The following is a 16,752-nucleotide window of genomic DNA, read 5'->3' as shown; positions in this document are numbered from 1 at the left end:
TAATCTGCTTAACCATAAAGAGCCTTAAACATGTTTGAATATGCCGCCCCGAACGATCGTTCTGAAACAGAGCAAAGTGGGGCTCCTCGCACACAAGTATTGCAAATGTCATTTCTGCAAGCTCACAGGTATGCGCTTATTTTGGCCGAGCAGCGTGAAATGCTGCCCGCTGATTTATCCTTCGTGCCACTGGTCCCCAAACAACTGGCAAAAGACGTCGGTTTAATGCCGCTGGCACTCGATTTATGGGCTCTTGATGAAAAAGTTAGATTGGCTATGTTTGAGCAGCTCATTGAGCTTCAAGAGCAAAAAAAAGCCAGCCCAATAGCCGCCTTGCTGATCGCCGATTGTGATATCAAACAACTTAGCAAGCATCTGAGTGACATTCAGTATCGCCGTTACCTTCAGCAATCAGGCTGGTTGCGCCTTGTTGATCCGCGTGTATGGATACAACTTCCTCGCGTTTTAGGGGCAAGAGAAGTGGCAAGGCTTTTTGGCCCCGTAAAGCAATGGAGCGTTTGCCTCTATGGCGATTGGGTAGTGACTCGGCCACTTTCCCCGGTAATGCTGGAGACGGTGGAAACACCACACCTTGCTCTGCGCTGGCCTGCACTATTAAGAATGGGGATTGTGAACAGGGCTTTGGCTCACTTAGGATGGCTTACATTCTTGCAAGCACAAGCTCAAAGTGAGTTATTGGATGCTTTGGTCTACCAAGGGCAAAGTAAACATCAACTTTTTCGTACCGAAGAGTTGGTTGCCTATGCCTGCCTAGGCATCCATTGTGGGCTAGCGTTTGATGAGCATCCAATTGCTCTGGCCGCGATTGCAGGCTTGGACCGCAATGAGCCAGATGCCAGCATCGTTGATGCGCTCAATGAAATACCCAAGGAGCAGTGGGAAATCATTCAAAGAGACACCCATTCCAAAATGTACGCTACTCAATTACCCCTAAAGGCCAACAATGGCAGATAAGAAAAGTACCCCAAGCTGCGACTTCTGTGAGAAACGCGGCGTGCCTATTTTACCGCTGCGTTATGCGATTGCGCGTCCTCAAAAAGGAGCGCCGATAGTCACAAACAAGCCCTCTATTAATATTCCTGATACCGCAGGGCAATACACGCTGCGGGTATTACGTAGTGGTTACCTCAATGTTTATGATGAAGCGCGTAAGCATTGGGATCATTATTTTGTGACGCCAGATGGCTATTATTTCAAATTAAACACAAAGCCAGGCGCGGTTATCGTCACGCCTAAAGAACCTTTTAATTGCAAGACTGAAGGTCACCGAGAAATTGCCAGCTGCATTACTATTCCAAACGCAAAAAAAGCCACCAATGTCTGGTTTGCCTTCTCCGACGTTCAATGGACTGATGCCGTTCAAAAACAACATGAAACAGCCGATTATCGTAAGCAACATATGCGTTGTGTTGATGTAAAAGCCTATGCCGCCAGTGTGGACGCCAAACATTGCCTTCCTCTCAAGGATGTGAGTACTAAGGTGATCGAGTATGCTCTTGATAAATCAGCAAGCAAAAAAGCGATTGGTTTTTCGCCATTTTTAGCGGACGATCGAAAAGGCAAATCACAGCGTTTAATTGAAGAATGCGAGCGTATTGCTCCAGGGAAAGCCTTTGCTGTTGTTGTCGCCGATGCGGCAGGGATAGCGGCTGAACTAGATCATCTAATGACACAATCTGCGTTTGATTTTGCCAATCATCGTGATCGCAAACAGCCCTTAATGGTTTCAACTGCTATTTTGCAAGTGAAAGATGCGCTTTATCCTCAAACTTTTGATTCAGAAGAAAACGCCGCAAATTTCTTGGCAGATGAAGAAGAAAGAAATCCATACACTAGTTTTTCAGAAAAACAGCTAGAAAAATTAAGAACGGTCACACCCGCGCAGGTTCGCGTCGCAACAGACAATGCTTGGAAAACAAAATACAGGACCAAGTTCAATGAAGATGCGATGGAGAAATGGCAAGTAAAATTCAAAGCAGAAGATAAAGACTTTCAAGAGAAAATTATTATCCCATTAGCTAAAGCACTGCTTGCATGGCTTGAGTCCACCGCAATGAAAAAAGCCTTTGAATGTCACTACGACTCCAATGATTTAGCATGTGGCGAGGTTTATACTCGCACCGCTCATATGGTCATCCAAGGCGCTCAGGATAAAAAACTATGTATGGAACACATGGTTAAAAAATTATCCGGTGAATTTACTCCCGATAATTTCTTATTGAATGCCACTGTTTTTAATCATAAGAGTTTCAAAGACCAAGTTAAAAAAGCGGTCACAACCAGCCTTGATCCGCTCAGTGTGCCGGGTGATGCGGCCATTGGTTTTCAAACCGGTGTTACACAAAAAATAGCAGAGGGGCACGCCTCTGCACTTAGCCCTTATTTGCTGAGCTTAAATGCGCCATTTATTTATATGTTTAACAAAGCCATTGATGGCGGCGCTCGCCCACTCTGGACTGCACTGGCCATGCACAGTGGCAAAACCTTTGTGCCTGTTAACGTAGTCGGAAATAAAGAAGCGTTTTATAAAAAAGCGATCAAACAGCTCGCTAGAGTAAGTGGGCAGACACTCCCAGAACATAAGTTGAGAAAAGCAATCGCTACAGAGATGCGCAGATTGGCTGTGGCGGGTGTGCCTTTGAGCGGCACACAAAGCACGCAATTTGCCATGTTTATCGATGCCCCATCTATCGGGGCTGGGCCTGCTGGCCTTTCTTCTGCGGCTAATGCAAAACGTTTGGCTGGCTCACTTCGCACCCCGGTTCAAGTAGACGCTATTGTGTTTGATGAGTGGAAAACGGCGCTTGCCAAACCTTCCGCCATCGCAAAGGGATCTATTCCCTTTGTGGGTGCGCTGCTTGCGGCCATATGGCAGTTCCATGCCTTAAATAAAATGACAGAAGATAAAAGCAAAGCCATGAGCCACGAAGCCCAAGAGGCCAATTGGCGACTACAAGCCGGTACACTGGCCATCTGGGGTACGCTGGCGGATGCTGCGGGGCAAGGGCTGGGGAAAATGCTTCCTCTCGTCCCTAGTGCAGGCCGTGGGTTTGTTGCATTAATAGCGAAGGTGGCTAGTGTTGGGGGGCGCCTGGCAGGTTTAGTTGGTGCATTCATTATGGCTGGATGGGATTTTATGAAGTTTATAGATTCAGCTCAAAAGCAACAGTTTGGCGTGGCTAGCCTGTATTTTGTTTCTTCTGGTCTTGGTTTTTATATTGGATACATTGCCTTGATGGGGGCAATTCCTTTTGCGGGTTGGATTGCTATTCTTGCCATGATTGGCATTGCAGTATTAATTGAAATATTTAAGGATAATAAAGTACAGGCATGGCTAGAAAATGGCTATTGGGGTAAAAAAAGTTACCACAGTGCAGAAGAAGAGCTAGAGCAACTTCAGGCGGCGGTTCAATAAAATGGAATATACCGGTTTACTTCTACCTTATAAAATTAATCGCCCTTTATCCGATGTGGATAGAGCCAATCAAATGCATCAGAAGAAAAAACTCGATGTAAAAACCAGTCACGAACTCACGGTCATTGAAATTAATTCAAGTTATATTGAGGTCGTTGATAAATTCTTTTATTGGAAAGGAGGAATGACAACCGCATGTACTCTAATGCTAGCAATGATGGTAATCTCCTTGCCATTTTCAATATATGTGACCGTAATTAAAAATGTAGAAATAGTTGAAGCATGGTTTCTTATGTTGTTTGTCATTTTAGTAATGACACCCCTTGTTTTTCTTTTTACAAAATCAATCAGAAAAGAAATCAACTACACCCATTACCCCATCAGGCTTAATCGTAAGACGCGTAAAGTGCATGTTTTTCGTCAAGATGGCACGGTACTCACTACGCCTTGGGATAAATTATTTATTACTCAAGTTCCTGTTACAGGCAGGGATTGGGAGTTTCAGTGCCATGTATTAGCACCTGATGGCATCACTATTTTAGAAACATTTGGGCTTCCCGCCTTGGGCTATGGTGAGGCAGGGCGAGAGGAGTACAAGGGCTATTGGGAGTTTATTCGCCGCTATATGGAAGAAGGCCCTGCGCGTGTTTATGATGAAATAGCCGCGTGCCTGCCGATTAAACAACAGCGGGAGACGTTTAAATTTATTTATCATCGCTTAGCTTACTCAATAGGGCCATTTAATCCATTTATTATCCTATATTATGGATTTTTTTACCCCGGTCGTTGGCTCGCTATGCGCTATTCAAAAATTCCGCAATGGCCTGCCGATATCGAGGCTCAATGCCCTGTTGAAGCCAATGATCTCTATTTTAGGGATGCATCAATGAATCCATTGACAATATTTAAGACAAACAACTAAATAAATTCACAGTGGCGATTAAGTAAAATGGAATATACCGGTTTACTCAAGCCTTATAAAATTAATCGCCCTTTATCTGATATGGATAGAGCTAATCAAATGCATCAAAAGAAAAAGCTCGATGTAAAAACCAGTCACGAGCTCACGGTCATTGAAATAAATTCAAGCTATATTGAAGTTGTTGATAAATTCTTTTATTGGAAAGGGGGAATGACTACCGCGTGTTCGCTGATGCTAGTAGCAATTGTAAGTGGACTAATATATTTCTCATATATCTCAGTCTTCCTTAGGTATGAAAGACTTTCATCTTGGCTTTCTTTGCTGTTATTTTTTTCTATTTTCAGCCCATTGATCTGGTTATTTACAAAATCAATCCGAAAAGAAATCAATTACACCCATTACCCTATTAGGCTTAATCGTAAAACGCGAAAAGTGCATGTTTTTCGTCAAGATGGCACGGTACTCACTACCTCTTGGGATAAATTATTTATTACTCAAGTCCCTGTTACAGGCAGGGATTGGGAGTTTCAATGCCATGTATTAGCGCCTGATGGTGTTACTATTTTAGAAACATTTGGGCTTCCCGCCTTAGGTTATGGTGAAGCGGGGCGAGAGGAATATAAGGGCTATTGGGAGTTTATTCGCCGTTATATGGAAGAAGGCCCTGCGCGTGTTTATGATGAAATAGCCGCGTGCCTGCCGATTAAACAACAGCGGGAGACGTTTAAATTTATTTATCATCGCTTAGCTTACTCAATAGGGCCATTTAATCCATTTATTATCCTATATTATGGATTTTTTTACCCCGGTCGTTGGCTCGCTATGCGTTATTGCAAAATACCGCAATGGCCTGCCGATATCGATGCTCAATGCCCTGTTGAAGCCAATGATCTCTATTTTAGGGATACATCAATGAATCCATTGACAATATTTAAGACAAACAACTAAATAAATTCACAGTGGCGATTAAGTAAAATGGAATATACCGGCTTACTTCTACCTTATAAAATTAATCGCCCTCTATCCGATATGGATAGAGCCAATCAAATGCATCAAAAGAAAAAACTCGATGTAAAAACCAGTCACGAGCTCAAGCGAATTTAACTTTACTCTGACCCCCATTATTCTTTTAATTGGCATCACTATTCTTATTGAATATTTAAAAGATAATAAATTGCAGGATTGGTTGGAACGTACCATTTGGGGGACGAAAGATAAAGTGCATCACTATAAAAATTTAAGCCAAGAAATTGAACAATTAAATATTGCAAGGGGATAATCATGAACTACCTTGGCTTGCTCGGAGAGTATCCAGTTAATCGTTATTTGAACGATATTGAAATAGCTAATAAGTTAGAACAAAAAACAAAACTTAATATTCAGCCTGCCCATCAATTAAGTACAATTAAAATTAATTCTCAATTTATCGAATTAGTTGATAAGTATTTTATGTGGAAAGGTCATCTGGCAATGTTTGCAATGAGCGCTATTGTTCTTTTTACAGCCATGATTGTAGGAACTATAGTTACTGGTTTCACACGTCCTGGTGGTATGTCTGGTGGTGAATGGGTGGTTGTTTTTGTGCTGTTAATTGGAGTTCCACCAATATTGTTTTTTTTCTCAAAACTAAAAAAAGAAGCCTTTGCCTACACTCACTACCCCATACGCCTTAACCGACAGACTCGAATGGTGCATGTATTTAGAGTTGATGGCACCGTGTTGAGCGTGCCTTGGGATGAGGTGTTTTTTTGTATTGCCTCTGCGGGAAAAGGCAATTGGGAAATTCAGGGCCATATTTTAGGTAAAGACAAAAAAACAGTATTTGATACCTTTGCGTTTATGCTGGTGACAAGTAGTAAATCTGGTAGTAGTGTACTGAAAAACTATTGGGAATTTGTTCGCCGCTATATGGAAGAAGGGCCAGAGTCTGTTATTGAAGGTATTACCGCCTACTTGCCGATTAGTGATCAGCGCGAAACATTTGTTGCCGCCTTTCGCCGTATGCACTTTACCCTTGGCGCAGGCTTTTTTATTTTAGAATTTCTAATTCTACTGATTTATCTCATCATCTACCCCGCCCGCTGGTTTGCCATGCGCACCAGTAAAATCCCACAGTGGCCGAAGGAAATTGAAGCCCAATGCCCCGTTGAAGATAATGACCCTTATGCCCGTGATTATAGGAATAACCTCGCTTGAGTTTTTGCTCTTTAATTACACCACGCTAGGGGTAATTTAATTGCTAAATTATGGTATTTAGGTTGTTCCGCTTGAGTTTTAACGTTTTTAGTGGCATTGATTTTCTTTGGCTTGTTAATGGGCATTGTTGTTGGGTAATCCTCCTCAATTAAGGACTTATTTAGTGAAGCACCTTGATTTCAATTTGCTGTTAGATCTGGATGCGCTGCTGCGTGAAGGTAGTGTGGTAGGCGCGGCAAGGGCATTGCATCTTAGCCCACCTGCGATGAGCCGCCGCTTAACGCGTTTGCGTGAAGCCATTGGTGATCCGTTGTTTGTCCCCGCTGGGCGCGGCTTGGTGCCAACGCCAAGAGCGCTGGCTTTGGGTGCACGGGTAAGGGAGGCCATTGAGGAAGTGCGTGGTGTGTTTACGCCGCAAGAGGTGGATTTTACTAACCTGCAACGCACGTTTACTGTGCGCGCTAATGATGGTTTTCTTGGCGCGTGGGCGAGCCGACTAGTAGCAGCTCTGTTGGCCGAAGCGCCTAATATCGCCTTACATTTTGTTTCTCGCGCTGATAAAAACATCGAAGCCTTACGCAATGGCAGTGTCGATCTGGATTTGGGCGTGGTGAGCATGGCAGGCCCAACAGAGCTGGAGGTTTACAGCCAGCCGCTATTTAGCGCGTCTTTTGTTGGCGTAGTAAGGGCGGGCCATCCTCTGGCGGGCGCAGCGGTGAGCGCGGAGGATTTTGTGGCGTGGCCACATATCTCAACATCAAGAAGGGAGCAGGAGCTTGGCGGTATAGATACTGCATCAAGAAGAGGGCAGGAGCTTAGTGGTGTGGCTGTGGCATCACGGCGTGTGCAAGAGGCTGGCCGGATGGATGCGGCGCTCAAAACGCTGGGTTTACAGCGCCGAGTGGCGATGGTCGCCCCCGGCTTTCAGGCTGCCCTGATGATGGCGGCAAGCTCGGATTTTATTACCGCGATGCCCGAGCCTTTTGTGCGCTGGGCCATGCCGCAGCATCGCCTATATAGCTTTGAGTTGCCAATTGCAATGGATCGTGTGGAGGTTAGCCAAAGCTGGCACACCCGCCACCACGCCGATCCAGTACACCGCTGGTTAAGGGAGCATGTGTGGGCCCTTTGCCAGCTCAATACTTAAACCGTCAAAGTCAGACACAGGGCAGAGCCATACAAACCCATCCCAAAAACCGCATGCGTCATCAGGCTGCGCAGGCGGGCTTGCTGGGGCTTGGGTGTTTTTGATGCGGCAATGCTGGGCTGCATTATAAAGAATGGAAAGGCTACGGTTGCGATTCCAAAGAGGGTGGTGGTGAAAAACGCTGGCTGCGTCAGCCACTCTGGCCCCGCAATGGCCGTTAGCAAGGCTGCAAAAAAGACCCCCGTCGCGTAATGAGCTATCCAGCCCAACTGCAATTCGCCCTTGATTGGCGCGGCTTTGGCAATGCTGGCATGCCTGAAACGCCTTGGCATATGGCCAATCCAGCGGCCCGCCATCGCCCAGTTAAGCGATTGAATATTAAAGAAACGTTTCAATAATAGCGCCCACAAATCCATGAGCAGGGTTGCACCAAAGCCGGTAAGAATAGTTCTGGTGATAAGTTCTGCTGAGATGCTCATGCCATGCTCTTTATATGGTAGTGGGGCGGCTTACGTCTAGCCGCCATCCCTTTTAACTTTGCTGACTTAAACCATCACTCAGCGACATCCGATAGGCGCGCCAAGCGGGGATTGCGCCGATTAAGGCTCCGGCGATTAAGGTGGCGAGCAGCATCAGTAGCTCAGCAGAAGTCGGCGGATTAATGGCGATACTCATGCCGTAAAATTCGCGTAGCACTGGGCGGCAGGCGAGGATAATCAGGTAGAGCAAGCCCACCCCAGCGGCAATCCCCACGCTGACCAGCAGTAATGTTTCGCCCATCACCAGCACAAAAATCTGCCATGCCCTTGCGCCAACCGAGCGCAAGATCGCCATCTCACGGCGGCGCTCGTTTAGCCCCGTTAAAAGTGCGGTTAGCATACCCAATAGGCCAATAATCATCACAAAGCCAGACACCACCAATAGCGCCTGCTCGGCGATTTTCATTAACTGCCAGAGCTCAGATAAGGCTACGCCAGGCATGATTGCCATCAGCGTTTCATCGTGATACTGGTTTACCGCCCGCTGGTAGCTAAATAGCGAGGTGCGCGATTTTAAGCCGACGTAAAAAGCAGTAATGGTGGCGGGTGGCGGCACGGCACGGTTTTCATCGGCCGCCAGTACGCCGCTGGTAGAAAGTAGCGATGCACTGCCGGATTCCCAGCCTTCATGAATGGCGGTTAAACCATCAAGCGATACATGCACGGTATCGTCTACCGGCGTGCCGGTCGGGGCTAAAATGCCGGTAATGGTAAAGGGCTGGTCTGCGTGCTCGCTCATCGCGCCTTCGCCACTGCCGTGGGTCAGTACAATCTTACTGCCTAATGCATAGCCAGATTTTTTAGCGACATTGGCACCTAGCACCGTGTCATGAGTGCGGGCAAATATCTTGCCCTGCGCCAGTTGCAGATGCTGATCTTCGCCAAACTTTAAGTGCTTAAAGTAATCGGTGCTGGTGCCTAAGACTGGGAAGCCTTTGTGGCTATCACCCAAAGACACAGGGATTGTCCACTCCACGCGCTCGTCTTTTGCTAGCTTTTGATAGCTATCCCAGCCGATATTATTGGTGGCATTACCCACGCGAAAAACGCTGTAAAGCAAGAGTTGCACTGAGCCTGTTCGCGCCCCGACGATTAAATCTGTACCGCTTACAGTATTAGAGAAGCTATTTCTGGCCTCGGTACGCAGCCTTTCAACGCCAATCAGTAGCAGCACAGATAAGGCAACGGTAAGAACCGACAATGCGACAGTTAGCCGACGGTTTTGCAAGCTTTTAAAGGCGATTTTAAACATCGTCTGCCTCCATGGCGGCGTGGTTTAGCGTAGGCAAGCTCACACTGCGATCAAACTGCGCCGCCAGTTGTGGATCGTGGCTGACTAATAAAATGGCGGTTTCATGCTCGGCCGCGCATTCAAATAGCAGCTCGATAAACGCCTCGCGCCGCTCGGCATCTAGAGCGGAAGTTGGCTCGTCGGCAATTAAAACCTCTGGCGCGCCAATTAATGCGCGGGCTAAAGCCACACGTTGCTGCTGGCCAACCGATAGGGCATTCACTGGTTGATGCAAATGGCGGTGCAGATCAAGGCGCTCTAATAGATGCAAGGCCTGCGCTTTTGGATTGGCCGCACGCTGAGTACGTAATTGGGAAAACTTACATGGCAGCAAAACATTGTCGAGCACGGATAAATAGCTCAGTAAGTTAAATTGCTGAAATACATAGCCTAAATGATCGGCGCGAAAGCGATCACGTTTAGGGCCAGAAAGCTGGGCTAAATCTTGCCCCAAAATACGAATACTACCGCTTTGTGGTAGGTGAATACCGGTTAATAAAGAAAGCAGAGTGCTTTTGCCGCTGCCACTTGGCCCATGTAAAAATAATCGCTCGCCCTTGGCAAGGCTAAATGAGGGGATATTAAGAGTAGGGCGCGGATTGCCCGGCCAAGTAAATTGTAAGGCGTTGATATCGATCAGCAAGATGGCTTTTCCGGTTTATCCCCCAGCCATTGGCCAAGGCTATAGATGAATTGCGGTGAATCAGAAGTGGTGGGTGTAGAGCGGGTGAAGTCCCGCCAGTGTTAAAGCGTAAAAGAAAAAAAACGGTGGGTTTCATGCCATGTGCGCTAAAAAAGCCACATAGAGCCTTAATGAAGTAGCGCTAAACCTTGAGCCACAGAGGCACTAAGAGCACAGAGTACACAAAGAAAAGCTCAAAGCATTATTTCCTCCGTGAAACTCTGTGTCTTAAGAATTAACCCAATAATTTATATTGCGTATTTAATGCTAATACCACAGCAAACTATTATTTCAGACTTAATACTTGCCCGGCTTTTAATTTAAGCTGCTTTTGGCCTTGGGCTGTAGCGAGGTTGGCATTGATGGTTTTAAAGCCAGCAAAGTTTTTCCATAGCGTAAGGCTAATATTATTGGGAGGGGTGGTACATTCAAAGCGGTATTCCGCATCGATATCGCTATGGCCACCCTTGCCAAAATCAGGCATTTTAACTACGGGAGTGGCCGCCTTACACTGGGCTGCGGCATCAGGAACAAACAATGAGGCTGCATTTTGCAATTGCTCACTTACTTTTTTAAAAGTGGCTTTTTCCGCAGCAGTTTTAGGTGCGTGTTCAAAGCCAAGTAAGTTGTCTGCTGGGCTTTCTAAGGTAATCAACAGTTGTTTGCCTTCGATGGCTACATCTATTTCGGCCACACCGTGCACATGTGCGCCATGGGCTGCGGCGATATTGCTTAATCCCAATGATAATAGGGCGGCAATTAATAGTTTGTTCATTGTAAAAATCCTTAAGCTGTTTAAAGAAAAATCAAAAACAAATAGTCAGCACTTATTTACTGGCTTGATATTCACGAACTTCATTCGCCGTCATGGCATAGCCTACTTCCACCTTGCTACTGCCATCGGCCAACGCCAAATCGGATTTGCTAGACTTCACTAATAATTTGCCCGTTACCGTAATCGGTGCAAATAAATTCCCCGCAGGAAAGCCTTTAGGATATTGCACCACCACCATTTGATTGGCCGGCGGGGCAGGCACGTGAATGCAAGCGCCAATGACCGGCACTAGAATAAACTCGGTCACTTTTTTGTTGGCCTGTTTCAGCGGCAACAAATAACCATCTAACTGTACTGTTTGCTTATCCAACCCTATTTGCGCTTCGGTGGTGCGCTTTTTCTCAAAGGCTTCAATTTTTGCCACCAAAGGCTCTAAATCACTAAAGTCTTCTTTCAGCAAGGTGTTGATATCAATACTTAAATCGGCAGGTTTTAGTTTTCCTGCGGCTACAATCGCCTTTTGCTGGCGCTGCTGAAATGCACGCATTAACCGCGCTTTTTGTTCTTGATTTAAATTACCTACGGCCGAGCGTAAAGCGCTTGAATCAGGCTGGAGATCGCTCCATTTAATTGGCTTTACATCAGCTGCAAGCAGGGGGCCGCACATTGCTGCAGCCAGTACAAATGAGAGTAGGCGGTGAATCACGTTCAATCCTTTCGAGGAGTATTCGCTTGAATTGTAACTGAGTTGCATTTGGATGTGTACGTTGTCACAAATATTTAATGATTTATGCGCCTTTTTTACAAAAAGGTTAGGGCCCCGCAATCAATCAGATTTTTTCAGCGAAACAGTGGGTCTGCCAAGCCATTGGCATTTTTGTGGGTGTGTTGTTTTAGTGAAATAAAAAACCAAGGCGAGACAATCGCTTAAGGCCAGAAGTGGCATAAGGAGTGGTTTGTTTATTATTTGAATTTACGGGGGATTGAAAATGCGCACCCGATGAAGCGCACGAGCAGATGCCGTATTGCAAATAAATTACGCAGACATCACGTGCATTTTATTGAGGCTTTTGTTTGTGTTAGTGATTTCATCAGCGCTAGCCATGATGTATGGCACTCGCAGAAACTAAAGCTGCTCAATTAAATGATCTAAAAGCTGGCCCATGGTGAGGCCTCGCTCGGCAGCAACACGCTTTAATTTTTCGCGCGTTGCAATATCAACCATGGCATTAAATTGCACCGGTGTAGTTAAACTCATGTTTTTTAAACCCGCTTGAAAGCGGGCTTTTCTACTGGCCCTTTGGCGCTCAGCAGCCGTCATGGCCCGCTCGCCCAAAGGCGGTCGTCCGCGCCGTTTTGCGGCTGGCATTCCAGGTAGTTCAGCTGTTTTTGTATCTTCGATCTGACGCATATTGCTTTGTGATCATTTAAGGCGGACGCCATTTTAGTGACTGGATGGTGTTTCTGTCACGTTATGAATTTGTGGCTTTTACCCCTGCAAGCAATTGACAAGTAAAAAAGCCAATAGAACAAAGGCATTGCAGGACATAGGGGCTAATTTATTAATTTAATTTACCCAGCAAACACCGGATATACATAGCGGAAAATCTGCGGAAAGCCTTGTATGTGAGCAAATATCGCCAAAGGTATTTTAGTCCCTAGTCACATTAATTAAAGAAATTACCATTGTTTGGGGTATGGATTTGCATCAGAGCCAAGGCTTGGGTCGAGAGGCTTAAGCTGAAACATTATGAATATCCTTACTGCGGATGAAAAAGAGGGTTGCACATCAAAATGTAGCGGGTCTTTTAAGCTTTTTTTTGGCGTAATTTGCCAGCCAACTTAAGACCGTCCCTAAAATTTAGGCTCATCAGGCTGAGTTGCACTAGACCTGCGCATATCTCAACAAGCTGTACTGTGTAGAACAAGGTATCAAACTCGGCTGCAGCGGACTTGCTGTAGAGATAAAGAGCCGACGGTATCATCACCAATAGCCCATTGATCCCAATAAACCGCATGCGATTCTGCTTTTGCTCCGCATGTCTCCATGGGCCGACGAACGTAGTAGACCAAATGGACTCTATAAATTAAGGGCGGAACACCAAGCAGCACGCCAACTTGATCAAACTTTAAAAATAGTGCGAAGAAAGCGAACAATAATTATGCGTACGAGCGTCAACACTTCCTGTAGCTCACTGACGCATTTAACTTGACATAATATACATTATCCAGTTCGCATATCGTTTCGCCACCCCCAAATGCTTACCGCCCAAAATAGGGCGGTAGGCATTTTTTTTACGCTGTTAACTCTTCCTCATTTCCGCTAAAGCATTCTTCTATAAGTCTTTTTTCAATATCAGGCCCGCCCATTATTCTGTAAGCCTCGGCCCAAACTAGCTTTGTTGCGGGGTCTCTTGCACGTTCAAAATGAATTGCTGCGTAAAGAACATGTGATGGTACTGAAAGCAATTCAGAGATGCGGGAGAGTGTTATGTCATTCGGTTTATCAAAACGGTTGTTGTATTTGTAAATTGTAGTCTTTGCCACTTCTAAGAGCTTGGCTAGTCGGTAGTCAGAAGGTGCGCAATGCTTTGATTTAACAGCCAAAAGTAAAAATTTAGTATCAATCATTTTATTAGTTCCAGATCAGGTAATGATGCGTTTTGGCACAAGAAATAGGCAAAGGCAACGGGAACGCACACGGGTTGCGGTACCCGCAATGGTCGCTAACATAGGGGCATCAGTGACGCGTCAGGGACGCGTTAAACACAGCAAGTCTAGCGAAAGCACAGTGGATATCTATATGTCATTTGCAACGGTGTGTAAGGAGGTGATTGGCACCTCACAAAGCAAGGTAATTTACGATCAAAACGGGGAATTTATTTTTTATCTAACCATCCACACGATTGACGGGAATCACATCATCAAATGCTTTCTTGAAAGCGAGTTCATTGGGCCTGCTGCCTATGTGAGTGAAAACCTTGTTATTGCTGTAAAGGGCAAATAAGCATGAACCCTTGCGATATTTCACCCGCTGCTTTCGCCCGTGCCCAACTTGTCACCAAGGTTTCGAGCTTCCAGAATGTCACGCCAATCAATAAAGCACAAAAACCATTCAAGCCAGTGCAAAAGGCGGGGCTTTCTACTGCTGATGCGCTAAGCGACTCACAAGAGCAGTCGCTTGTCAGGATTAAAGAGTATTTGCTTAAGCTGCACAACGTCATTATTGAACGTCATGAGTTTGCAGTAAGTCAGAATTTGCCTGTCGATTTTGAGGGCTTTGATCGCATGCGCATGGAAATGGGCATGATGATTAAAGGCGTAGAAGATGCGTTTGCTAAAAGCTGGCACGCTCGCGCCGCTGGTTTTGTGAAGTCTCGCGCAGCATGAGCGATTTACCGCTTTCAGCAATCCGCGCGCACTTTGCCGCCACTTTGCCCCACTCAGATGATGAGCTGGCGCACAAGGCGGAAAAGATCGCCAAGGATTTTGCAAAGCTAATTCAAAACCAAGGGCCAGATGTTGCGCTTTCCGAAGCCGCTATTCTTGCAGGCTTTGATATTGATGACAAAAAAGAAGCCGCTAAGCTAATTTGCCGCTTGCCGGTGGCTAAATGGTGGCGTAGGCAACTGCAAGTAATGAGCATCCGCCATTGCGAGCATGAAATGCTGCGGGCTGGCAATGTTGGCCTAAGAATCTCTCCTTATATTTCAGAATTAAGCCTTAGACGCATGATGCGGCGTCGTAAGCGTGCACAAAAAGCCATAGAAATGGCAACAATCAGCAATGGCGCTGGGCAAGAAATTGATCTTGCAAAAGCGATTGAAGGCAGTGTTTCAAATTCCAACATTAAGCGCGGTGAATTCTTTACGCGGGTTAAAGGCTTGCAAGCAATTGCAAAAGAAGAGGGCATGACAGGCTTTGCAATAGCAATCACCGCGCCAAGTAAATACCACCGCATGACCGTAGACCGTGGCCATGCAGTCGAGAACGAAAAATGGAACGGGGCCAGCCCAAAAGATACCGCCAACTATTTGGGCGATATTTTCCAAGCCATGCGCAACTACTTAGCCAAGAAAGGCTTGCCGCCTCTGTTCGGCTTCCGTGCTACTGAGCCGCATCACGACGGAACGCCACACTGGCATCTGATTGTTTTCGTTCTGCCTGAACACGTAAAGAAGACGCTGGCAATTATCCGCCGTGAAGCCATGCGCGAAGACAAGCACGAAGAAGGCGCAAAAAAGCGCCGTGTAGATATCAAGCCAATCGACCCAAAGCGTGGCGATGCTGTGGCCTATGCCGCTGCATATATTGCTAAAAACATTGACGGTAAAAAAGCCGACGGCGAAGCCATAGACGGCGGTGATTGGGAAGCGCAAACCGGCGCAGAAGAGGGCGCGATCCGTGCTGTGGTTTGGGCCTCTATGTGGGGCATTCGTCAGTTTCAATTATTTGGCGCGGAAAAAGTCGGCCAGTACCGTGAATTACGCCGCTTTCATCGCCAAAAGAAGGCTGTAGAAGCCTTGATAGATCAAGCCGACACAGACGGGCCAGCTCGGGCCATTTTGGCGGGCCATGCCGCGCCTTTGGCACTGGCAGCGAAAGAAGCAAGGCAAGCTGGCCGTGCTGATGTGTTCGCTAAATTGTCGGGTATTCGTGACGACGCGGCGCAATTGATCGCCGTGGGAAAAGTCAATCAGGCCGCTTTTGTTGCTGCTGATGTGGGCGATTATGCCGCCTTCATCCGCGCCGTTCGCGCTGACAAGATTGAGCCGGTAAAGCTGGTGCGGGCCAATTGCTACGGCGAAGAAGTACAAGACTTGATTGGCCTAAAAAATGCGCGTACCGGTGCGCAGGTGTTAACGCGTGACGTGAAAGAAGTAGTCAATCCTGCAACCGGTGAATTTAAGCGCGTAAAGGATTCTTGGGTTGTGAATTGGGGCGCAAAGCGCCTTGATGTTGGTTTTAATTCTGGTTTGGTTTTGGCAAGCGGAGCGCGCAGTCTTGGACCCGTGGCAATAACTATCCCTGTTTTACCCAATGAGCCGGTTAGAGAGATTACCAAGCGCCAAGTTGAATCAATCGAAATATATCTAAAACAACAAGCCTTCTACTTCAAAAAAGAGCTGCAGCAGCTCAATCCGAACGCTTGGCAATACAAGCCCGCATGGAAAGATTCAGCAGACGCGAAAAACCGCGACAAAAACGGCAAGCCCATTATTAAAAATGGCCTTATCAGCGAAAAAACACGTTTTTTAATTAAACAGAGGTTAGCAAATGGATTATTTAACAAGAGCGCTTAGCGATTTGCGCGGTGCAAACATGCTTAATATAAGAGAAAAGGCTTTTGCTTTTTCGGATGTTGCATCAATGGAAATATTGGATTTGAAAGGGTCTATTCGTGATTTAGTGTCAATTACACAATCACAGCAAAGGCAAATAAACGCACTAGAAGTCAGGCTTTTAGAACTAGAACGCCGTTTGGGGATTTTGACCCATGGCTAAAGCAATGAAAATCATAGGCCGCATGAAATGCACATGCTGCGGCGAAGTCGTACCCGTCAAAGAGCAATCTAACGGGCTGGCTATTGTGACTTGCAACTTTTGCGACAACAAAATGCAAGCCTTCGGCAAAGTAGCAGACGGCCATATCCGTTTAAAAATGAATCCGGTTGTTTCTGATATTCCTGCAAATCCTGTTGGGGTGGCTGCACCCGTTCCGGCCCAACCAAAAAAATCTTTTTTTGACCTCTCACTTTAGGAA

Annotated in this window: 18 protein-coding genes; 11 read left to right on the top strand and 7 right to left on the bottom strand. The window is 46.2% G+C overall.

All coding sequences use genetic code 11. From position 1 onward, the window contains the following. Positions 1–30: 30 nt before the first annotated feature. The 6 genes from R6242_RS10890 (at position 31) to R6242_RS10865 (ending at position 7,701) form a co-directional block, all read left to right on the top strand. Positions 31–975: a hypothetical protein gene (locus R6242_RS10890; RefSeq protein WP_318426648.1), complete on the top strand. Its 945-nt coding sequence runs from the start codon at positions 31–33 to the stop codon at positions 973–975. After that, positions 965–3,436, top strand: a complete 2,472-nt coding sequence (locus R6242_RS10885) for a T6SS effector BTH_I2691 family protein (protein ID WP_318426645.1) — start codon at positions 965–967, stop codon at positions 3,434–3,436. The genes R6242_RS10890 and R6242_RS10885 overlap by 11 nt, the downstream gene beginning before the upstream one ends. Position 3,437: 1 nt before the next feature. Next, positions 3,438–4,358 (top strand): DUF6708 domain-containing protein, encoded by a 921-nt coding sequence (locus R6242_RS10880; RefSeq protein ID WP_318426642.1) that lies wholly within the window; start codon positions 3,438–3,440, stop codon positions 4,356–4,358. A gap of 27 nt (positions 4,359–4,385) precedes the next feature. Continuing rightward, positions 4,386–5,306, top strand: coding sequence for a DUF6708 domain-containing protein (locus tag R6242_RS10875; RefSeq protein ID WP_318426639.1), 921 nt, complete (start codon positions 4,386–4,388; stop codon positions 5,304–5,306). Between the two features lie 333 nt (positions 5,307–5,639). Beyond that, the gene (locus tag R6242_RS10870) at positions 5,640–6,554 is read left to right on the top strand and encodes a DUF6708 domain-containing protein (RefSeq protein WP_318426637.1); all 915 of its coding nucleotides are present in this window, start codon (positions 5,640–5,642) and stop codon (positions 6,552–6,554) included. 163 nt (positions 6,555–6,717) lie between these two features. After that, positions 6,718–7,701, top strand: a complete 984-nt coding sequence (locus R6242_RS10865) for a LysR family transcriptional regulator (protein ID WP_318426633.1) — start codon at positions 6,718–6,720, stop codon at positions 7,699–7,701. On the opposite strand, the gene R6242_RS10860 is transcribed toward R6242_RS10865, so the two are convergent. The 7 genes from R6242_RS10860 to R6242_RS10830 form a co-directional block, all read right to left on the bottom strand. Next, positions 7,698–8,180: a DUF2938 domain-containing protein gene (locus tag R6242_RS10860; RefSeq protein ID WP_318426631.1), complete on the bottom strand. Its 483-nt coding sequence runs from the start codon at positions 8,178–8,180 to the stop codon at positions 7,698–7,700. The genes R6242_RS10865 and R6242_RS10860 overlap by 4 nt on opposite strands. A 52-nt stretch (positions 8,181–8,232) precedes the next feature. After that, a complete protein-coding gene (locus R6242_RS10855; protein WP_293934971.1) occupies positions 8,233–9,492 on the bottom strand; it encodes an ABC transporter permease in 1,260 nt (419 codons plus the stop codon). Beyond that, complete coding sequence (locus tag R6242_RS10850; protein WP_318426626.1) at positions 9,485–10,174, bottom strand: ABC transporter ATP-binding protein; 690 nt, start codon at positions 10,172–10,174, stop codon at positions 9,485–9,487. The genes R6242_RS10855 and R6242_RS10850 overlap by 8 nt, the downstream gene beginning before the upstream one ends. A gap of 325 nt (positions 10,175–10,499) precedes the next feature. Then, complete coding sequence (locus R6242_RS10845; protein WP_318426623.1) at positions 10,500–10,988, bottom strand: DUF2796 domain-containing protein; 489 nt, start codon at positions 10,986–10,988, stop codon at positions 10,500–10,502. A 52-nt stretch (positions 10,989–11,040) separates the two neighbouring features. Beyond that, positions 11,041–11,694, bottom strand: a complete 654-nt coding sequence (locus R6242_RS10840; RefSeq protein WP_293934964.1) for a DUF3299 domain-containing protein — start codon at positions 11,692–11,694, stop codon at positions 11,041–11,043. A gap of 420 nt (positions 11,695–12,114) precedes the next feature. Then, the gene (locus R6242_RS10835; protein ID WP_293934962.1) at positions 12,115–12,399 is read right to left on the bottom strand and encodes a hypothetical protein; all 285 of its coding nucleotides are present in this window, start codon (positions 12,397–12,399) and stop codon (positions 12,115–12,117) included. An 884-nt stretch (positions 12,400–13,283) separates the two neighbouring features. Continuing rightward, positions 13,284–13,619, bottom strand: coding sequence for a hypothetical protein (locus R6242_RS10830; protein WP_318426619.1), 336 nt, complete (start codon positions 13,617–13,619; stop codon positions 13,284–13,286). 22 nt (positions 13,620–13,641) lie between these two features. On the opposite strand from R6242_RS10830, the gene R6242_RS10825 reads away from it, so the two are divergent. From R6242_RS10825 to R6242_RS10805, 5 genes are read left to right on the top strand one after another with little or no spacing between them, the layout of a single operon-like run. Further along, positions 13,642–13,995, top strand: coding sequence for a hypothetical protein (locus R6242_RS10825; protein ID WP_318426617.1), 354 nt, complete (start codon positions 13,642–13,644; stop codon positions 13,993–13,995). A gap of 2 nt (positions 13,996–13,997) precedes the next feature. Continuing rightward, complete coding sequence (locus tag R6242_RS10820; protein ID WP_318426615.1) at positions 13,998–14,378, top strand: hypothetical protein; 381 nt, start codon at positions 13,998–14,000, stop codon at positions 14,376–14,378. After that, positions 14,375–16,291 carry a replication endonuclease gene (locus R6242_RS10815; protein WP_318426612.1) on the top strand — a complete coding sequence of 639 codons (1,917 nt, stop codon included), beginning with the start codon at positions 14,375–14,377 and terminating at the stop codon, positions 16,289–16,291. Before R6242_RS10820 ends, R6242_RS10815 begins: the two co-directional genes overlap by 4 nt. After that, on the top strand, positions 16,266–16,493 hold the full coding sequence (locus tag R6242_RS10810) for a hypothetical protein (protein WP_318426610.1): 228 nt from the start codon (positions 16,266–16,268) through the stop codon (positions 16,491–16,493). Before R6242_RS10815 ends, R6242_RS10810 begins: the two co-directional genes overlap by 26 nt. After that, on the top strand, positions 16,486–16,749 hold the full coding sequence (locus R6242_RS10805; protein WP_318426608.1) for a hypothetical protein: 264 nt from the start codon (positions 16,486–16,488) through the stop codon (positions 16,747–16,749). Before R6242_RS10810 ends, R6242_RS10805 begins: the two co-directional genes overlap by 8 nt. Positions 16,750–16,752: the final 3 nt, after the last annotated feature.

The sequence above is a fragment of the Iodobacter sp. CM08 genome (assembly GCF_033446605.1).
In the GTDB taxonomy this organism is placed as follows: domain Bacteria; phylum Pseudomonadota; class Gammaproteobacteria; order Burkholderiales; family Chitinibacteraceae; genus Iodobacter.
This window is presented reverse-complemented; position numbering and strand designations above follow the sequence as displayed.

Coding starts and splice junctions, on each gene's coding strand:
- R6242_RS10890 (WP_318426648.1), top strand. CDS start 31: ATGTTTGAATATGCCGCCCCGAACGATCGTTCTGAAACAGAGCAAAGT.
- R6242_RS10885 (WP_318426645.1), top strand. CDS start 965: ATGGCAGATAAGAAAAGTACCCCAAGCTGCGACTTCTGTGAGAAACGC.
- R6242_RS10880 (WP_318426642.1), top strand. CDS start 3,438: ATGGAATATACCGGTTTACTTCTACCTTATAAAATTAATCGCCCTTTA.
- R6242_RS10875 (WP_318426639.1), top strand. CDS start 4,386: ATGGAATATACCGGTTTACTCAAGCCTTATAAAATTAATCGCCCTTTA.
- R6242_RS10870 (WP_318426637.1), top strand. CDS start 5,640: ATGAACTACCTTGGCTTGCTCGGAGAGTATCCAGTTAATCGTTATTTG.
- R6242_RS10860 (WP_318426631.1), bottom strand. CDS start 8,180: ATGAGCATCTCAGCAGAACTTATCACCAGAACTATTCTTACCGGCTTT.
- R6242_RS10855 (WP_293934971.1), bottom strand. CDS start 9,492: ATGTTTAAAATCGCCTTTAAAAGCTTGCAAAACCGTCGGCTAACTGTC.
- R6242_RS10845 (WP_318426623.1), bottom strand. CDS start 10,988: ATGAACAAACTATTAATTGCCGCCCTATTATCATTGGGATTAAGCAAT.
- R6242_RS10835 (WP_293934962.1), bottom strand. CDS start 12,399: ATGCGTCAGATCGAAGATACAAAAACAGCTGAACTACCTGGAATGCCA.
- R6242_RS10830 (WP_318426619.1), bottom strand. CDS start 13,619: ATGATTGATACTAAATTTTTACTTTTGGCTGTTAAATCAAAGCATTGC.
- R6242_RS10825 (WP_318426617.1), top strand. CDS start 13,642: ATGATGCGTTTTGGCACAAGAAATAGGCAAAGGCAACGGGAACGCACA.
- R6242_RS10820 (WP_318426615.1), top strand. CDS start 13,998: ATGAACCCTTGCGATATTTCACCCGCTGCTTTCGCCCGTGCCCAACTT.
- R6242_RS10815 (WP_318426612.1), top strand. CDS start 14,375: ATGAGCGATTTACCGCTTTCAGCAATCCGCGCGCACTTTGCCGCCACT.
- R6242_RS10810 (WP_318426610.1), top strand. CDS start 16,266: ATGGATTATTTAACAAGAGCGCTTAGCGATTTGCGCGGTGCAAACATG.
- R6242_RS10805 (WP_318426608.1), top strand. CDS start 16,486: ATGGCTAAAGCAATGAAAATCATAGGCCGCATGAAATGCACATGCTGC.